This window comes from Rhodococcus globerulus (assembly GCF_019334125.1).
Classification (GTDB): domain Bacteria; phylum Actinomycetota; class Actinomycetes; order Mycobacteriales; family Mycobacteriaceae; genus Rhodococcus_F; species Rhodococcus_F globerula.
The window spans coordinates 4,674,196-4,691,536 of the sequence record NZ_CP079698.1 but is presented as its reverse complement, the minus strand read 5'-3'; the positions used below and the strand labels follow the sequence as shown (position 1 = coordinate 4,691,536).

The 17,341-nt window shown below is 61.4% G+C and carries 18 protein-coding genes; 3 read left to right on the top strand and 15 right to left on the bottom strand.

The window, feature by feature from the left end:
* The first annotated feature begins 36 nt into the window (after positions 1 to 36).
* Positions 37 to 1,560: a crotonobetainyl-CoA--carnitine CoA-transferase gene (locus tag KYT97_RS21345; protein ID WP_033235067.1), complete on the top strand. Its 1,524-nt coding sequence runs from the start codon at positions 37 to 39 to the stop codon at positions 1,558 to 1,560.
* A gap of 3 nt (positions 1,561 to 1,563) precedes the next feature.
* Here KYT97_RS21345 and KYT97_RS21340 read toward each other — a convergent pair whose 3' ends face one another.
* From KYT97_RS21340 to KYT97_RS21270, 15 genes are all read right to left on the bottom strand, one after another.
* On the bottom strand, positions 1,564 to 2,466 hold the full coding sequence (locus KYT97_RS21340) for an IclR family transcriptional regulator (protein ID WP_033235068.1): 903 nt from the start codon (positions 2,464 to 2,466) through the stop codon (positions 1,564 to 1,566).
* Positions 2,467 to 2,632: 166 nt separating this feature from the next.
* Positions 2,633 to 3,457 carry an alpha/beta fold hydrolase gene (locus KYT97_RS21335; RefSeq protein ID WP_219110647.1) on the bottom strand — a complete coding sequence of 275 codons (825 nt, stop codon included), beginning with the start codon at positions 3,455 to 3,457 and terminating at the stop codon, positions 2,633 to 2,635.
* Positions 3,457 to 3,777 carry a DUF362 domain-containing protein gene (locus tag KYT97_RS21330; RefSeq protein WP_033235070.1) on the bottom strand — a complete coding sequence of 107 codons (321 nt, stop codon included), beginning with the start codon at positions 3,775 to 3,777 and terminating at the stop codon, positions 3,457 to 3,459. Before KYT97_RS21330 ends, KYT97_RS21335 begins: the two co-directional genes overlap by 1 nt.
* A gap of 3 nt (positions 3,778 to 3,780) precedes the next feature.
* Entirely contained in the window at positions 3,781 to 4,791 is a 1,011-nt protein-coding gene (locus tag KYT97_RS21325; protein WP_033235071.1) for an NAD(P)/FAD-dependent oxidoreductase, read from the bottom strand.
* Positions 4,792 to 4,923: 132 nt separating this feature from the next.
* Positions 4,924 to 5,820 carry a class II aldolase/adducin family protein gene (locus KYT97_RS21320; protein WP_261984518.1) on the bottom strand — a complete coding sequence of 299 codons (897 nt, stop codon included), beginning with the start codon at positions 5,818 to 5,820 and terminating at the stop codon, positions 4,924 to 4,926.
* Entirely contained in the window at positions 5,723 to 6,511 is a 789-nt protein-coding gene (locus KYT97_RS21315) for an ABC transporter permease (RefSeq protein WP_230590189.1), read from the bottom strand. Before KYT97_RS21315 ends, KYT97_RS21320 begins: the two co-directional genes overlap by 98 nt.
* Positions 6,512 to 6,555: 44 nt before the next feature.
* Positions 6,556 to 7,395, bottom strand: a complete 840-nt coding sequence (locus KYT97_RS21310) for an ABC transporter ATP-binding protein (RefSeq protein ID WP_051730580.1) — start codon at positions 7,393 to 7,395, stop codon at positions 6,556 to 6,558.
* Positions 7,392 to 8,375, bottom strand: coding sequence for an ABC transporter substrate-binding protein (locus tag KYT97_RS21305; RefSeq protein WP_219110646.1), 984 nt, complete (start codon positions 8,373 to 8,375; stop codon positions 7,392 to 7,394). Before KYT97_RS21305 ends, KYT97_RS21310 begins: the two co-directional genes overlap by 4 nt.
* A 187-nt stretch (positions 8,376 to 8,562) precedes the next feature.
* Positions 8,563 to 9,519 (bottom strand): NAD(P)-dependent oxidoreductase, encoded by a 957-nt coding sequence (locus tag KYT97_RS21300; RefSeq protein ID WP_172936869.1) that lies wholly within the window; start codon positions 9,517 to 9,519, stop codon positions 8,563 to 8,565.
* Between the two features lie 102 nt (positions 9,520 to 9,621).
* Complete coding sequence (locus KYT97_RS21295) at positions 9,622 to 10,494, bottom strand: alpha/beta fold hydrolase (RefSeq protein WP_116103802.1); 873 nt, start codon at positions 10,492 to 10,494, stop codon at positions 9,622 to 9,624.
* Positions 10,495 to 10,525: 31 nt separating this feature from the next.
* Entirely contained in the window at positions 10,526 to 11,482 is a 957-nt protein-coding gene (locus KYT97_RS21290) for a DODA-type extradiol aromatic ring-opening family dioxygenase (RefSeq protein ID WP_092805720.1), read from the bottom strand.
* Positions 11,482 to 12,825 carry a M20 family metallopeptidase gene (locus KYT97_RS21285; protein WP_219110645.1) on the bottom strand — a complete coding sequence of 448 codons (1,344 nt, stop codon included), beginning with the start codon at positions 12,823 to 12,825 and terminating at the stop codon, positions 11,482 to 11,484. The genes KYT97_RS21290 and KYT97_RS21285 overlap by 1 nt, the downstream gene beginning before the upstream one ends.
* 122 nt (positions 12,826 to 12,947) lie before the next feature.
* Positions 12,948 to 14,237: an aromatic ring-hydroxylating oxygenase subunit alpha gene (locus KYT97_RS21280; protein ID WP_033235079.1), complete on the bottom strand. Its 1,290-nt coding sequence runs from the start codon at positions 14,235 to 14,237 to the stop codon at positions 12,948 to 12,950.
* Positions 14,238 to 14,318: 81 nt separating this feature from the next.
* Positions 14,319 to 14,717, bottom strand: a complete 399-nt coding sequence (locus tag KYT97_RS21275) for a hotdog family protein (protein WP_219110644.1) — start codon at positions 14,715 to 14,717, stop codon at positions 14,319 to 14,321.
* Positions 14,714 to 15,199, bottom strand: coding sequence for an FAS1-like dehydratase domain-containing protein (locus KYT97_RS21270; protein ID WP_033235081.1), 486 nt, complete (start codon positions 15,197 to 15,199; stop codon positions 14,714 to 14,716). Before KYT97_RS21270 ends, KYT97_RS21275 begins: the two co-directional genes overlap by 4 nt.
* A 101-nt stretch (positions 15,200 to 15,300) precedes the next feature.
* Here KYT97_RS21270 and KYT97_RS21265 point away from each other — a divergent pair, with 101 nt between their 5' ends.
* Together KYT97_RS21265 and KYT97_RS21260 are read left to right on the top strand one after the other, a co-directional pair.
* Positions 15,301 to 16,152 (top strand): alpha/beta fold hydrolase, encoded by an 852-nt coding sequence (locus KYT97_RS21265; RefSeq protein ID WP_051730581.1) that lies wholly within the window; start codon positions 15,301 to 15,303, stop codon positions 16,150 to 16,152.
* Complete coding sequence (locus KYT97_RS21260) at positions 16,133 to 17,341, top strand: multidrug effflux MFS transporter (RefSeq protein ID WP_219110643.1); 1,209 nt, start codon at positions 16,133 to 16,135, stop codon at positions 17,339 to 17,341. Before KYT97_RS21265 ends, KYT97_RS21260 begins: the two co-directional genes overlap by 20 nt.

Below are 17,341 nucleotides of genomic sequence, written 5' to 3'. Positions count from 1 at the left end.
TTACGCACCCTACGAGCCATCGGCAAGGAGTCGTTCATGCCCTGCGACACACATGCCATTCCGCGCTCGCTTCCGGATTTGATCCGGAGGCGAGCTTTGGAGCGTCCGGAGCACCCGGCCCTTGTCGTCGGCGGGATCACGGTCACCTACCGCAAACTGCTCGAACGCGCTGCGTCGATGGGGTCTGCTCTCCGCAGCGCGGGTGTCGGCCGCGGGGAACGTGTGGCGGCACTGTCCGGCAACAGGATCGAACTGGCAGACCTTGTTCTCGGATGCGCGTGGATCGGCGCGGTGGCCGTTCCGCTCAATACTGCTCTTCGCGCCGACAGTATTGTCAGCGCACTCGAACAAGCTGAAGTGCAACGCATCCTGGTTTCACCCGAATGCGCAAACGTTGTATCCGGATTCGATGGCACCGTGTGGGTCATGGGCGAACCACACGTCCCCACGGCCGGTTTGAATCCGGGTTGTGAACCCGAAGCAGTGGATCCCCTCGACATGGCCGCGATACTCTTCACTTCCGGCACCACCGGTATACCCCGGGGTGTGCGATGCCCGCATGCGCAGTTCCTGCAGTGGGGCAAAAGCGTTGGCGCCTCGTTGGGACTCACTCGCGATGATGTGCTGTACAACTGTCTGCCCCTGTTTCACACCAATGCTCTCAATGCCTTTGTTCAGTCCGTCTGGGCCGGGTCTACTTTTGTCTTGGGACAACGGTTTTCGGTCCGTAATCATTGGAGTGAGGTTCGTGAGATCGGGGCGACTGTCGACTATCTGCTAGGTGCGATGGTTGCGATGCTGATCAACGCGGACCCCGCACTACACGACCGGCAGCACAACATCCGGATTGCCTTGGCGCCCGCAACCCCTGCGCATCTGATCGAACCGTTTGCCAAGAGATTCGGTGTGGAACTCGTGGACGGATTCGGAAGTACCGAAACCAATCTTGTGATCGGCACGCTTCCCGGAAATCGACGGGCCGGATACATGGGCACCGTGATGAGCGGCTACGACGCTGCGGTGATCAACGACGGTAGCGCCGTACCCGACGGAGTGCCTGGCGAACTGGTTGTCCGCACCACGGTTGCCGGCTCGTGCTCACAGGGCTATCTGGGCGACCCGATTCCGGAGCCAGGCAGTTGGATCCACACCGGCGACAGGGTGATTCGTGATGCAGACGGCTGGTTCCGATTTGTCGATCGCATCAAAGACGTGATTCGAAGGCGAGGTGAGAATATTTCCGGAGCCGAGGTGGAAACAGTTCTCGCGCTGCATCCGTCGATCAGTCAGGTTGCCGTCTTCCCGGTGCCGTCGGAGCTGGCCGAGGACGACGTCATGGCGACTGTAATACTCCGTCCCGGTGCCGATTTCGATCCCATCTCGATTCTGGATTCTGCCCAGCAACAGTTGCCGTACTTTGCCCTCCCGCGGTACATCGACATCGTGGATTCGTTGCCACTCACCGAAACCGGGAAGGTGCAGAAAGCACCGCTGCGCGAGCGGGGCGTTGGCCAACACACCTGGGACAGCGAGAAGAGCAAGTTCAGCGCACGGCGGTAGAGCCTACTTGCCACAGCCGTTGAACGAACACATCACCGGACTGCAAATCGTACGCAGTGCGAGCGGGTCACTCGGTGAATGCGTGCACTTCATGGCATGAAGTTTGCGGGTGATCCCGACGCCTGCTGTGCGCAGGGCCCCGGTGATGCGACTGACGTTGAGCCGAGCCGTCGGCGCTGTCACGGACAACGCACCGGCAAGAGTGCGCGGGCCGCTGAACACCGGTACCGCGACGCTCATGTAACCGAGCCGCGTCTCCTCGACCTCCACCGCGAGCTGTTCCTTACGCATCCGCTCGAGTTGCTGTCGCAGCACACCGACTGACATCGTCGTCCGACTGGTCAAGGCGGTGAAACCCTGCTCGACCACCTCGTCGAAGACCGATTGCGGCGAGAAGGCAAGGATGATCTTGCCGGTGGCGGTGCAGTACAGCGGGAGCCGGCCGGCCACCCGCGACTGCTGATTGAGGCCGCGGTGTCCGATGATCTTCTCGATGTACAGGACGTCGATGCCGTCCCGCACCGCAAAGTGAACCGTCTCCTGTGTCGCCAGCAGCAGGTCCTCCATGTAGGGCAAAGCGGCGTCCCGCAGAATCCGCTGACGGGGCACCAACTGGCCAAGCTCGAACAATCGCAGGCCGAGCCGATACTTTGTGCCCGCGCGCTCGAGCAGTCCCCACTCGACCAGCTCGCCGGCCAACCTGTGAACCGTGGCTTTCGCTACCCCACTGCGCCGAGTGAGTTCCGTCAGAGACAAGTCACTGTGGTCGGTGTCGAAAGCGTCCAAGATCATTCGAGCCTTGCCCAGGACCGAGGACAGCTCTCCTGCGGGCTGCAATGGCGCAGCAGCACTTGGCGCGATGGGCAGTACTGATCCGAACCCGACGGATTGTTGTGGAGCGGCCATGAGTGTCCTCCTGAACGATCTGTGACAGCCTGCCGAGCCCGATTGCCACGGGACCGAATCAGTCGGGGTGCTCGTTGGGTGCAGGTGCTTTCGGAACCGACACTATGGTGACCATGCGATGAGACGCACGCCACACGGTCCGCTCAGTGAACCCGTCCCGCAGAGTTTACACGGGGCGCCTACCTGCGTAATTCTCCAGAAACATGCGGACGGCGGATGAAATCTGCGGGGCGTGCTCTTCGATGAGAGCTACGGTCCCGGATTCGACGATCTCTGTTTCCACCACTGCCGCACTCGTCAGATGTGCACGCAGCGGGGCGACATTAGGCATCGAAAAGGGATCTCTCTGCGCGCCGATCAGCAAGACCGGCGCGGTCACCGAACCGATTCTTTCCTCCATGACGTAGCGAGCACAGGCTTTGTGGCCCTCCGCCGGATCAACCCGGTAGGCAAGCGCGTCCCGGATGAACCTGTCGAGCAGCGCGGTGCCGGGTTCCGGGTAGTACGGCCGTCGCATCTCCCACAGACTGGTGAGATGGCTGCCGTCTGCGGCTCGGTCGACGCAGTCGATCCCACCGGGTCCCGAGTGCCCCTCGCGGTAGTTGCGGTCGGCCCACGGGCACGACGAGAGCACGGCGGCGGCAACCCGATCGGGGCGCGATGCCGCCATCTCGAGCGCCACCGCCGCTCCGGTGTGGTGGCCGAGAACCGTGACTCGTTCGACGCCAAGCCCGTCGAGCAATTCCCACGCACCTCGCGCATAGGTCTCGATGGTCTGCGGCCCGGGCACCGGAGCACTGTTGCCGTACCCCGGCATGTCCATCGCGACCACGTGGAAGTCGGCGGCAAGAAGTGGGATGAGCTCGCGGAACTCGTCCGACGAACGGGGTGCCTGATGAAGCAGGAGAATCGTCTCACCCGAACCTTGCTGCGCGTAATGCAATTGCCCGAAGGACGAATCCACGTATCCGAATCGCGTGCAGCTTCCCATCAGAACGCCGCAACCATCGGAGTGTCGACGCCGACAATATCGATCTTTGCCGAACCACCCGGATTTCCGACGGGTTCACCGCGGGTGGGCAAGATGTCGAGGAAGAAGCGCTTGTTGTCTTCCTTGAAGTCCGGGTCTGCCTTGCGGTCGACGGTGATCGCCTCTACCGGGCACGCCAATTCACAAGCGCCACAGTCGATGCATTCATTCGGGTTGATGTAGAGCTTGCGGTCACCTTCGTAGATGCAATCCACGGGGCATTCTTCCATGCATGATCGGTCCGTGTAGTCGATGCATGCTTCACCGATGACAAATGCCATTGCCTAACCCTCCTGTTCCGTAGAGTGTCCGGGAAAGATCTCCGCTTCCGGATCCAGCACGGCCGCAGCGTTGTTCACAGCAGTCGCGGCTTCGCCGAAGCCGACGGCAATCAATCGGACCTTTCCGGGATAATCCGTGATGTCCCCGGCTGCGTACACGCGCGGAACATTGGTTTCCATCCGCGTGTTGACGGCGATATGGCGATTGTCGATCTCCATCCCCCAGTCCATCATCGGGCCCAGGTCAGCGGTGAATCCCAGTGCTGCGATGACGGATTGAGCCGGCAACGTGGACGTGCTCTTGTCCAGTTTGTGGGTGATGTCGACCTCGCCGATCCACCCGTTTCCACGTACCTCCGAGACATCCGCGTTCACAAGAACCTGGACACTGCTGTCCTGAACTTTGGCAACTGTGGATTTGTGCGCGCGGAATCGATCTCGTCGGTGAACCAGAGTGACGGACTTGGCAATCGGTTCGAGGTGGACAGCCCAGTCGAATGCGCTGTCGCCGCCGCCGACGATGACAACGTCTTTCCCCGTGTGCGCCGACAGATCCGGGACGAAGTAGCTCAATCCCCGATTCATGAACTCCGAACCCTTTGTCAACGGACGGGGCGTGAAGGTTCCGATGCCGCCGGTGATGACAACCGCGCCGGCGACCACCACCTGGCCTGTACTGGTGGTGATTCGCACCCGGCCGGCGTCGTCATGCGACAACTCACGAGCCTGCATACCCAGCAAGTACACCGGATCGAATGGGGCAGCCTGGGCAATCAAGCCCTCGATGAGATTGCGTCCCTTGACCGAAGGGAATCCCGCAATGTCGAGGATTGCCTTCTCCGGGTACATCGCACTGACCTGTCCCCCCGGTTCCGCAAGGGCATCGATCACGGCAACGGAGAGGCCGCGGAAGCCTGCGTAGTACGCGCCGTACAGCCCGGCGGGGCCGGCACCAATGATCAGAATATCGACGCCGATCTCGTTGTCGGCCGCCGTGGAAGACGTTGTGTTCACACCCGATACGGTATTGCGCCGACGGACCCTCGCAAATGAAACCGGTCCGCTCAACAGACCTCGGTAACGTTTGCGGGACAACATGAAAAGAGCCCGCCGACCTTTCGGTCGACGGGCCCGTACTCACGAAATTCAGCGCGCGAACACCTCGGGTTCGTCTGCCGCAATCTTCTGGATGATGGTCGAGTAGGCAAACCACCCCACCTTCTCGGTGCCGACAGCCTCGTAGGTCTGCGCAGCGATCTTCTCGTGCAGGACGACCGGATCACCGGCGGCTCGCGCCGCCAATTCTGCCTGCATCGAACGCTCCATCGACACGTACCACCACACTGCGCTCTCGACAGAGGTTCCGACAGTCAAATGGCCGTGATTGGTCAGGATCACCGCTTTGTTCGATCCGAGGGCCGTCGCAATGCGAATACCCTCCTCTTCGTCGAGTGCCACCCCGTGATATTCCTCGTAGATCGAGTGGTCCTCGTGAAAGGCACACGCGTCCTGAGTGATCGGAGCGAGGCGGCAGTGCAGCGAAGAGAAGGCCTTGCCGTTCAGACCATGTGCATGAACAGCTCCGATCACATCGGGACGAGCCTCGTGGACCTTGCTGTGGATGACAAACGCTGCCCGGTTCAGCGGTCCGTCGCCGGAAATCACCGTGCCGTCCGATGCCACATGCAGTAGTTCTTCGGGCTGGACCTGGGAGAAGTGCCGACCGAACGGCGCCGTCCAGAACGTTTCAGGTTCTTCGGGATCTCGGGCCGTGATGTGTCCCGAGATTCCTTCGTCCAAACCGAATTTCGACAGTATTCGATATCCGCCGATGACGGCGGTCTTACGTCGACGTCGTTCGCTCTCGACGTCGACGACCTCGGGCGGGCCGGGAATTCCGGCCTGCTCTGCAATGCTCAGCGGTTTACTCATGCTGCGCTCCTGACTATTTGACGCCGTAGCGGGCGAGGTACCGCGAGGACAGAATTCGGAGAATCCGGTCGAAGATGAAGCCCATGATGCCGAGGACGATGATGCCGACAAACGTCCAGTCGATTCGACCGTAGTTTCGGGCCTGCCAGATCATCGAGCCGATACCCTGGTCGGCGGCGACGATCTCCGCCGACACGATGGTGAGAAAGCTGTTACCCATGGCCAGGCGAGCACCGGTGACGATACCCGGGATCGAAGACGGCAGGACCACCGTTTTCATGATCTGCAGCTTGCCCGCACCAAGATTGGCTGCGGCCTGCAATTTGTTCTCGCTGATCGCAACAGTCGCGGCGATCGTGCTGACCGTGACGATGAACACCGAGGTGTAGAAGATCAGAACAACCTTCGACGTCTCACCGATGCCGAACCAGACGACGGCAAGAGTGACAAATGCGATCGGCGGAATGAACCGGAAGAACTCGATGTACGGATCGAGGAGCTGTCGTACGATGGCGATGCGGCCCATCAGAATTCCGACGGGAGCGCCGATCACGACGCCCAGAAACCAACCGATCAGAATTCGCTGACCTGACGCAGTGATCGACGACCACAGAACGCCGCTTTCCCACAGTTCCTGTGCCGCAGACCAGACCTCGGCCGGTGATGCAATCGTGGTCGGTCCGTACCACCATGCCAGGAACGACCAGATACCCAGACCGATTGCCGCTGAAGCGGCATACATCAGTGTCGCCTTGACAATCTTGGATCGCCGCGCCGACGAACGCTTTTGCGTCTGTGTCACCTTTACTGTTCTCACACCGGCTGAACCACCGGTCACTACAGCCGTCACAGCTCGTCCTCCTCAATGCCTTGGTTCCGCAGCGACGCAACCACTTCTGCCCGAATATCGTCGCGCAGCTTCTCGTAGAGCTCGATCACCTCGGGATCGTTACGGTCCCTGGGACGAGCCGCATTGACCTCGTAGACGCTCTTGATCCGAGCCCGCGGGCCGGCCGACATCACAACCACACGGTCAGCCAATGTCAGCGCCTCGTCGATATCGTGAGTCACGAACACCACGGTGCATCGAGTGTGCCGCCAGATACGGTCGAGTTCGGTCTGCAGAACCTGACGAGTCTGAGCGTCCAACGCACCGAACGGCTCGTCCATGAGAACCAGCGACGGTTGGTTGGCCAGAACTCGTGCGATCTGAACACGTTGCCGCATACCGCCGGAGAGCTGCGAGGGGAACTTTGCCCCGGCGTGGGGCAAGCCGACCATCGCAAGGTACTCGGCGGCGATACTGGCCTGCTCGCTGCGGTTCGCTCCGCGCATCCGGGGTCCGTACGCCACGTTCTGGCTTACGGTCATCCATTCGAATAGCGCTTCGGAACTCTGAAACACCATGCCTGCGTGGCGGTTACTGCCGTCGACGACGTCTCCGTCGCACACAATCTCCCCGGCACTGGGTTCCACGAAACCGGCCATGGACGACAGCAGCGTCGACTTGCCGCAGCCACTCGGCCCGAGCAGACATACGAATTCACCGGGCTGCACGTGCATATCGATTCCGGCGACGATCTCCGCCGCGCCGAAACTGATCCCGAGGTCGACCACGTCAATGGCCACACCCGTGTTCTTTTTACCGGGGCCGGTCGTGCCCGTACTACTTGTTGCGATACTCACTGTGCACCATCCTTGTACCAATCCAGAAGCATTGCCGATTCGAGATCCGGCTGTTCACTGAGAACACCGATCGACTTGTAGAAGTCGACGATCGACTGTGCCGACTCGATATCCGCAGCTTCGAGATTCACGACGGAGAAGTCGATCTCGTCGACCGCGGCAATAGTCTGATCCTCCCTGACGTTCACAGCGGTCTTGGTCGCGGACGCTGCAGCTGCCGGATCCGACTCGACCTTGCGCGTTGCTTCGTCGAGCACCTTCGCAACGGTCCGCGCGGTCTCTTCGTTGGCCGACAGCCAGGGAGCCGTCGTGATCGCCCAGTGATGGTAGAACCAGCCGTAGTCTCCGGTGACTGCCACTACGTGGCCGGTGCCCTGATCCAGGGCTGTTGCCGGCCACGGCTCCCACAGAACAAACCCGTCGATGTCGCCGCGGCTGAGCAGCGCGGGCATGTCCGTCGGGGTTGCCGAGATCATCTCCACCGAGCCGGGGGCAATCGAATTGGCCGCGAGATACTTGTCCGTCGAAATCTGGCTCAGACCCGGGACGATGCCCATCTTCTTGATCGCAGCCGGTGAGTCGACGCCGTTCCGCAGCACAACCTTGATGTAGTCGCCCGACGCCTCGTACGAATACATCGCGCGCAACGACGGATTCTGACGCAACTGGGCGATGGTTGTCGTATCGGAGCTACCGGCGATCTGGACCTGCCCGGTCGAGAGTGCGTCGACGGCCTCGCCACCACGACCGAATTGGACAAGTTCGACGTCCAGACCTGCGGCGTCGAACATACCTTCCTGATCCGCCACGAAGAACGGAGCATAGGAAGCGTCGATTCCGACTGCGATACGCAGTGGTCCACTTCCGGCGGAATCAGCTGTGCTTTGCGTCGCCGGGCGGCTGCATGCGCCGGTTGCAACGGTCAGCAGCAGCGCAGCCGAAACAAGAGCAGTCCTTCCAAACTTTGACAGCGAGGCCATCTACTCACACCTTTGTTTGTGATCTGTGCCGCAGTTGCGGGTTGTGGAGAGCAAACCTAGCCGTGCCTACCTGTGACCGAGAACCAACCGGGTCCACCGTGCGGACCGGGGACAGGAACTTACCTGGGCGAAACACCGCACCTGGAGGAACGTGCGAACCGAAATACTGCGGTAACACGGCCTTCGGTCACAATGTCCACCGAATTGTCTGCTTGCGCAGCGCGCCTGCGACATTCTGCGCCGTCATCGAGTAGATCGACGCACGCGCTCCGGCGCTACCCCCTGCAACATGAGGACTCAGAAGCGTCGAATCGAATCCGCGAAGGGGGCTCGAAATCGGCAGTGGTTCAACGTCGAACACATCGAGGGCCGCGCCGCCGATATGCTTCGAACGCAGAGCTCGTGCCAATGCAGCGTCGTCGACAACAGCGCCGCGCGCCACATTGACGACGATCGCGCCGTTGGGCAACTGCGAAATTCGGCCGGAATTGATCAGTCCCCGAGTTGATTCCGTGAGCGGGACGGCGAGCACCAGGACGTCGGAGAGAGGCAACAGTTCCTCGAGCGATACAAAGGTCGCATTCATAGGCTCGCGCGGTCTCGAACGCGCGGTGACGTAGACATCACAACCAAAGGCCCCGAACAACTCTGCACACCGACGGCCGATCGAACCGACCCCTACTACGCCGACCCGGCGCTGCGCCAAGTCGCGACAATCTCGCGTCAAGATGGATTCCTGTGGCCAGGACCCGCCGGTGACCTCGTTGTGCGCCCAGAACATGGAGCGGCACAACGCACCTGCCGCCAGCACTGCCCATTCCGCAACCGATTCCGCGTTGGCGCCGGGTGTATTCGCGACCGGAACCCCGAAGGCGCGCCACGCATCCACGTCGATGAAATTGGTTCCGGCACCTGGCTGTTGGACAAGGAGTAGTTGCCGTCCGAGTTCGGCTTCCTGCTTGCCGAGCGGCAGATCACCACTCCAGTCACCCACCACGACATCACACATCGGCAACAGTGCATGTAGTGCTTCCGTAGTGCGCTCGGGCAAGCGAACTACCTCGGCCTCACTTCCCACGGCGTCACGGATCGCGCTGCCAAGTCCGTTGTCGGCGTCTGCCGTCAGTAGAAGTACTTTCTTCACGAGAACTCCTCAGGGTGAGACGATGACTGTACCTTCGGAAAACGCCAGAGCCGGCCTCCTGATCGAGAGGCCGGCTCTGTTACGCAGCAGTCTGTTTGGTTCTCAGATGGCTGCCTTCGCGCTTGCTGACGCCTTGGCCAGGAACTCGAGGCTCAGCGGGTTGTACTTCGCTGCCTGCTCGTGCTGCGGCCAGTGACCGCACTCCGCGTAGAGCTCGAGCTGAGCACCCGGGATATCCTCGGCCATCTTCTTCGCCTCAGGAACGTCGCCGAACGGATTTTCCTGTCCCCAGACCACCAGGGTAGGCGCCTTGATGAGTGCCATCCGATCCGGGCGCAACAGATTCCGCTGGCGAACCTCCATCTCCTGCAAGGAAAGAAGGTTGTGGATGTTGGCCACGAAGTCGGGCTGGTGGTAGATCCGGTGACGCGCCTGAACCAATTCCTCCGTTGCATTGGCCGGATCGTGCATGAGCAACTGCATGCGGGCGCGGGTCAATTCGATGTCGTCGCTCTGAACGGCCTTCGCTGTCGAGGTCTTGATACGCTCCATCACCGTCGGATTCGCGACGGTACCGCCAGCCGCGAGCAACTGCAACGAGAGGACACGTTCGGGCTGCTCGCTGGCCAGGTAGGCGGCGACCCAACCACCGAGGCTCTCGCCCACCAGGTGCACACGATCCAGCCCGACCGCGTCGAGGTAATTCACCAAATGCTCTACGTAACGCGGAATCTCGTACGGGTAATCAGGCTTACCGGTGTAGCCGTGACCCAGCATGTCGATCGCATGAACCCGGTAGGACTCGGCGTGCGGCGCGATATTGCGTGCAAATGCCTCGAGGTGTCCACTGGTGCCGTGCAGGAAGATCACGGCCTCGTCGCCGGATCCGGCCTGCAGAGAGCGCGTGGGGACACCGCCCGCGTCGACGGTCGTCAACTCGAAATCGAGTCCGGCAAGTTCGGTCCAGATTGTCATGAGAGAAACTTCCTTTGCTGAAGGTGGCAGATTATGTTGTTACGCTGGCTGTTCCAGCTGGATCGAGAACCGTGACGCCCATACCGGTGAGCCACTCGGGAATCGCTTCGTAGGCAAGGCGTTCTCCCGGAATGTAGTCGAGCATGGCAGCCATCATGAGCCATGTCCGTAGCTCCTGCGCACCATTGCCCGCCTCGTCCTCGATCTGCTCCGTCGTGAACTCGGCAAGCTCACTTGCCTTGCCACTGGCAAACAGATCAAGAATTCGGTCATCGAACTCCGGTGTGATCGCGGCATCGGCGGCACGGATGATCTGACGCCGTCGGACGTCGTAGTCGGACCAATTCTCCCGACCGTCCAGCCAGGCTTGAACCATGAAATCCTCGTCCTCACCGTGCGGGTCACGCCAGTCAGGCCAGGGCAGCCGATGGGATAAACCGCCGGAGGCGATCACCACCACGCGGGTATCCGCCGGGTACGACGCAATGGCGTCCCGCAGAGCCTTCGCCACTTCCTCGCATCGCTTGAAAGTCGGCAGCGGCGGCGCGAATACGTTGACCACCAACGGAACTATCGGAACATCGATTCCGTCGAGAAGATACTGAATCGCGTGGGACTGACCGTGATCGATCTGCAATCGAGCCGAGTAGGCAAGATCGAACCGGCCACCTTCGATCAGCTCGTTTGCAAGGTGCCTCGCGAAGTCCACGTCCACCTGCTGCGGGCCCTTGGGTGTACCGGACTCGCCACTGGAAATACACTCGCCGACGCCGAGCGTGAAAGCCGGAATAAGATCCAGCCAGAAACCACGAAAGTGGTTGGAGCCGAGTATCAATACAACATCGGGATTCGCTTCCGCGATTTTCTCCCGGGTCAGATGCAGCGCGTCCCGGAAGCGTTCGGCCTCCGCCTTGTGCGTCGTCTCTTCCCAATGGGTGTTCATCAATGTGCTGTGGGAAGCACCGACACCCAGAACTATCTTCGCCATCAGTCGATTCCTACTTCCTCGAGCGAGCGGGTGACGGTGTCGAGGGCCACTCGGATCAGATACTTCGTAAATCTTTCTGCTGCAGCCAGATCGACTGTGTTCATCCCCATCGCGAAGTCCACCTCGAACGGAGCGTCGACCACCTTCGGCATACCCACCCGGATCGTCGGGATGCCGCGGCTGCGCAAGATGTTTGCGTCGGTTGCACCACTGGCGTCGAAGAAGTCCTGATGAGGCTTCCCCTCAGCGGCTTCCCACGCGTCGACGGCCGAGTGCCGCAACCACATCCGCGGATCCGAACCCTCCCCCGGTATTGCCAGCACCTGTTCGACCTCGATCTGTAGATCCAGCGATTGTGCGATGTCCGCAACCACGGCAGTGAGTTCACGTTTGGCGGCGGTGGGCGTCGTCCGTGGACTCAGCCGTAGATCAACGGTCAGGCGCACCTGCTCAGGGGTGAACGACGCTGTTCTCTCCCACCCGCCACGAATATTGGCCACAATTCCTTGCGGCGCAACCAATCCGTCCTGATGCGCCGCTGAGTACTTCGGGAACCATTCCTCCAGTTTCGCGACAACCTCACCGGCCGCGGTAATCGCGTTGCGGTACGGCAGCCGGTGGCGAGAGCCGACGTAGGTGTGCAGCCCGTGCACCGTGATCTCGAACCAAGCCAGCCCCACCTCTTCCCAGGAGACCGTCCAGCCGGGCTTGGCGATCAGCGCACAGTCCGCCCACACTCCCTGTTCCAGGAGGAACGAGCAGCCGACGCCCTGCCCTGTATTGCGCCGGGGGTTTCCGACACCGGGGCGGGCATTGGTCGGCATACCACCGGCACCGAATCCGAGCACCAGGTCACCGCGGAGTGGAATACCGGCTGCGGCAATTGCTTCGGCCGCTGCGATGATGCAGGCGGCATGGCCTTTCGGATTCGACGCACCTAACCCGATGACGTAGTTCTCGTCGACCTGGGCGTGCGACGTCAGGTCGGCTCGCAACTCGTTTCCCACCCACGGTAGATCTTCTGCCGGATCACCTGTCGTGACGGTGTCGATCGGCGCATACAGCAACAGATCCGGCCCGGACCCGTCACCGCGCAACCGTCCCCACGAGTTCGCCTGCCGGTCATCGAGATCCATCGTATGGGCCTCGATGCCCGACTCCGTCAAGACCGCCGTGATGTGGCGGGCCAGCGGTGCTTCGTCGCCGGTGGGGCTGGGGATGTCCACAACCCCGGTGGTGAGATCTCGCAATCTCACGCGATCGACGTTGACCCAGGCGTGCTCGACCCATTCCCGGCGCATGTCGTCAAGGCCTGCGAGAGCGTCGGCCCTCGCAGTGGTCATGGATTGACCTGATGTACCTGAGTATTGCTGCGTTCGCCCGCCAACTGCCATAGTTTGGGAACTGCCACGGCAACAGCGGCACCGATAGCGACTGCCGTCAGAATCTTGAACATGCGTTTCTCCTATTCGCTGGTGCCGGTGGGGATCTGGGCGTCGGTGACCGGAGCCGGGCGCGGGGCAGCCGTCCGACGCTCGCGGGTGGGCCGAACCGGCGCCTTGGGGGTGTGTTCGGCCGCGGCGGCGATCTTCTCGGCGTACTCTTCCTCTGCCAGATTTCGCCACGTTGTCAGCGATACGTCGGGTCGGTACAGCTTCTCCGGCGGCGCGTCGGTGACCTCGACCATCCATGCATCCTGCCCGGAAAACTGGCCGTGAAACAGCCAGCGGATCGCGCCGAGGTACTTGGCGTAGAACCCCAATTTTGCTGCACCGGAGACGAAGTTGACCATGAGGCCGACATATTTGTGGTTGTCCTCGTCCACCGGCACGTAGAACTCGTAGTGAATGAACTTGGGGTACGCGATGCGCAGGACGCCGGGCATCGACAGCGAAGCAAAACCGGGAAAGTTCTGTGCTGCGATCACAGGATTGACATCCAGACCGGCACCGACGTTTCCGATCTGCGAAATCTGGGTCTCGTCGGGCTTCTTCTTCCACCACCGCTTATTGGTCCAGGTTCCCACGCCCGGGAAGTCGGCCTCCCAGTACACCTCTTCCTGTACCCGGTAAATCCAGCGACCCTCCGGGATGATGCTCGTGATGTTCCACGTAGGCATCGGCTTGAACAAGCGCCACAATGCGGTGCGGTGCAGGTACTTCGCATGTCCCTCGTCGAAACCGTTCTCACATGCGAAGCGCCAGTTACCTTCTCGCGGCTGAATGCGACCGCCGACGATGCCCTTGTTCTCCACGAGCTCACGCGGCAACTGGTCGTCGATGGACGGCGCCGGCTCGTTGGCGATCGGTATGTACACCCACACCAGACCGAGTCGCTCCTCGACCGCATAGGTCTGGACGTTCAGCTTGCCGCAGATCTTGGAATCCGGACCGTCGGTGATGACCGCAGCCAGTTTTCCGTCGGTAAGACGGTACGTCCAGCCGTGGTACGGGCAACTGACGGTGCCCGGGAACTGCTGATCACCCTCGGACAGTGGAACACCGCGGTGCGGGCACCGATCATGCAGGGCGTACGCCTTACCGGCGTCGCGGATGATCGCCAGCTTTTCACCACAAATCGTGTAGCTCTTGGGATTTTTGGTGATGTGGTTCGACCACGTGACCGGGTACCAGTAACCGCGGTATCCGCTGCCGGCTGCGTTGTAACCCGGCCATGCCGTCCAATCCTGCCGACCGGCCGCTCGCGGCCGCTCGGGCAGCGCGAACGTGGCTTCCGACGCCTCGACACCAGTCATGTGAAGTCCTCTCGACACTGAACGTTTGAATGAAACAGATCTTGGGCGACATCGCGGTCTACGCCAACGGATTCGGTTCGCTCAGCAGACCCGGACCACCACAGCGGTTCCGACAGCACACAGGACACCGTCATCGGAGTGCTCTAGTAGAGTCAAAGTTGTTTTCTCACCATGTATCTCAGTGATTTCACCCGAGACTTCCAGTGTGGCTCCGACAGGAGCAGGCGCACGGTTCTGCCACGACACGGAGACAACGCCTTCATATCCACCGGCAAACTGTGCGGCAGCACGGTAGAAGAGCGTGCCCTGCAACTGAGCCATGACAACCGGCGCGGACAGCTTTTCCGTCGCAGCATAGGAGGCGTCGTAGTGAATACGGTGCGAATTGTGCGTCGACGCCCCGAATCGAAGGACTCGGACCGGATCGCATACCAAAGCGACCGACTCGATCGGTGTGCCGACGACTACGGTTTCGGTCATCGGACGATGAACTTCTCGACGACCTCGGCAAATGCGCCGGACTGCGCACCCCGATAGGTCTTGGTGACCGAAAGCAGCAGAAACTCGTCAGGAGCCCGACCTTTGATCGCCACGGTATCGAGTACCCGCGCTACGGTGACCGGCTCGCCGAACGGGGCTGGTTGCAGGAACGTCACACTCTGCCCGCCTGCCATCAAGCGAACATCGATGCCGTCTGTGCCCGGGACTTCGTCACGAAACATGCCGTCTGATCGGTACTCTCGATCGGATCCGCCCTGCGGACCACGCAAAAGCGAAGGCAGATACATCGGGTGGAGCGCAAATGCCGGGTGCTCCGGGTCCAGAAACCGGGGGTCGGTCTCGGCGGCGGCAACCGCAAAAGCAATCGACTCCGCCGGGCGCACCGTTCCCAGCTCTCGTGTTTCCCGCGTTCCGATCATCGCCTCTGCGCGATCACGCGCGTGCTCGAGTTCTGTTCTCATGCCAGCACGCTAGGCATTCGGAAGTGTCGCAGCCACGAACCGGGTTCGCCTGCCGGACCGCAATACTTCCCATTGCTGTCACCTCGAGGTCAGGTATAGCCATGGCTGATCAACCGAAGAGCTTGTACGCCAAAGCTGATGGCGTCACATTCCACTACTACGACCTCGGCGAGGGCGACCCCACGATTTTCCTGCACGGAGGTGGACCCGGCTGCACCGCGTGGTCCGACTTCGGGCCGGTGGCCCCTCTCTTCGCCTCGGATCGACGGGCGATTCTCGTTGATCTCCTGCAATACGGTCGGTCCGACAAGTGCACCATCACCGGCCCCATGTGGGACTTCCACGCCGCCAAGATGGTTGCTCTGCTCGACGAACTCGGCATCGAACGCGCCGACTTCGTCTGCAACTCGTGGGGCGGCACCATAGCGCTCAATCTCGCGGCAAAGTACCCGGAACGCGTTCGCTCCCTGGTGATCACGGGCAGTATGCCCGTCTTCTACGGCCCGCTCGCGCCCCTCCCCGAAGATGGCCGTCGCGGCCGCAACGCCCGCGACGTCTACTACGGCGGCACCGGCCCCACCCTCGAAAAACTCCGCACCTTGATCACCAGCCTAGAATGGTTCGACGGATCGAAGTTGCCCGCCGAAACCCTCCAGATGCGATACGAGCAAAGCCTCGACCCCGAGGAAATGGCCTTGGCTGCCTCGGCAGACTCCCCTCGTGGCGATTGGCAGGACCTCACAGCCGAACTCGGCCAGATCCAGGCACCGACGCTCTTCGCCTGGGGAATGCACGACGCGTTCCTCACCCCGGACTACCCGCTCATGCTGGCGCGGATGATCCCGCATGGCCACCTCTACATCATGGACCAGGCGTCGCATCATCTTCAGGAAGAGCGGCCATACGACTACTACAGTGTTGTTTCGGGTTTCCTTGACCAACAGCACAACTGAACGAACGGCAATCGCCCCGACGGGCGGTGCACGGATCCGATTGGTACTGCTTCTCGGAATCCTCACCGCCCTCGGTCCGTTCACCGTCGACATGTATCTTCCTGCGCTGCCGCAGATCACGCAGGAATTCGGCACGTCGGAGACAATGGTTCAGCTGACCCTGACCGGAACGCTTCTCGGTCTTGCGTTCGGTCAGTTGATCATCGGCCCACTTTCCGACATCTACGGGCGTCGACGCCCCTTGCTCGTGGGCACAGTGATTCACGTCGGCGCATCGTTGGCGTGCTTCTTTGCGCCGTCCATCGAAGTCCTCACGACGCTGCGAGCCCTTCAAGGTTTTGGCGCCGCGGCCACCGGTGTGATCGCGATGGCGATCGTTCGTGATCTCTTCACCGGACACGATGCGGCGGTGGTACTTTCGCGACTGATGTTGGTCATGGGCGTAGCGCCCATCCTGGCTCCGTCCATCGGCGGGGCACTGATGTCCGTAACACAATGGCGCGGAGTCTTTCTCGCTCTCTTCCTCCTGGGTATCGCCATGATTGCACTCGCCGCAGCGTCACTCCCGGAAACACTTCCACCCGAGAATCGGTCAGGCAAGGGCATCGGCGCGATAGCGCGAAGCTACATTGCACTCGGTCGTGATGCTCACTTCATGGTGTTGGTTCTCGTGTGCGGTCTCGGCCGTGGTGTGCTGTGGTCGTACATCGCGGCGTCGTCCTACGTAATGCAGGAACAGTTCGGTCTGAGCGCCACAGCGTACGGGTTTGCCTTCGCCGGCGGGGCCGTAGTGCTGATCGGCTCGTCTCAACTCAACGTCGTGCTGCTCGGACGGTGGTCGCCGAATTCCATCACGATCTGGGCAATGTGGGGCAGTAGCGTCGTCGGCGCTGCATTTGTTGCCGTTGCTGCCACCGACTCGTTGGGCTTCGTCGGGTTTGCCGTCCCCATCCTGCTGATGCTGTGCGCAACGGGTTTTGTCATGCCCAACGCACCGGCGGTTGCCCTGTCGCGTCACGGAGAAGCCGCGGGCTCAGCGGCCGCGCTGATCGGATTTGCGCAGTTCGGCGCTGCCGCAGTGGTTGCACCGATCGTCGGCCTGCTGGGTAATACCAGTCTTGCAGTGGCCATCTCCATGACCGGGGCTTCGGTTCTCGGAGTGATAGCACTGCTGTGGGTGCGTCGATAG